Source organism: Neglectibacter sp. X4, assembly GCF_009917365.1.
In the GTDB taxonomy this organism is placed as follows: domain Bacteria; phylum Bacillota; class Clostridia; order Oscillospirales; family Acutalibacteraceae; genus Acutalibacter.
This window is the reverse complement of record NZ_QWLE01000216.1, coordinates 1-765: the sequence shown is the minus strand read 5'-3', so window position 1 is coordinate 765 and position 765 is coordinate 1. Positions and strand designations below refer to the sequence as shown.

Here is a 765-nt window from a genome sequence, read left to right as displayed (position 1 = left end):
GTCTAGCTTTGTTTACCTGATAAGGAATTTCCGTTACAATAATTTGTGAACGCCCTCTATCAGTTTCTTCAATTTCGCAACAGGAACGAACCTTTACCTTACCGATACCGGTTTTGTAGGCTTCTCTTACGCCGTTCTTTCCAAGGATAGTCGCACCCGTTGGAAAATCTGGTCCTTTGACATATTTCATCAAATCTTCTACAGTTGCTTCTTCGTTATCAATCAACTCTACTGTAGCATCGATGACTTCACTGAGATTATGCGGCGGAATGGAAGTTGCCATACCTACGGCGATACCGTTGGAACCATTTACTAAAAGGTTAGGAAATCTACTTGGCAGCACTACTGGTTCTTTTTCTTCACCGTCAAAATTATCTACAAAGTTTACCGTTTCTTTTTCAATATCCCTGATCATCTGCAGAGAAAACGGCGTCATTCTTGCTTCTGTATAACGCATTGCAGCGGCGCCGTCACCATCGACGGAACCGAAGTTTCCGTGACCATCTACCAACATATATCTGGTAGAAAAATCTTGTGCCAGTCTTACCATAGCATCGTAAATAGATCTATCGCCGTGTGGGTGATATTTACCCATTACTTCACCGACAATACGGGCGGATTTTTTATGCGGTTTATCCGGTGTAACGCCCAGCTGGCTCATACCGTAAAGAATTCTTCTGTGAACCGGCTTCAGTCCGTCTCTGACATCAGGAAGGGCACGTCCTACAATAACACTCATGGAGTAGTCGATGTAGGATTTTTTCA

The 765-nt window shown here is 43.4% G+C and carries 1 protein-coding gene; it reads right to left on the bottom strand.

The window, feature by feature from the left end; translation table 11 throughout:
* Nucleotides 1–765: DNA gyrase subunit A (locus D1841_RS17775; protein WP_305801096.1), on the bottom strand; the 765-nt coding region annotated here is incomplete at both ends.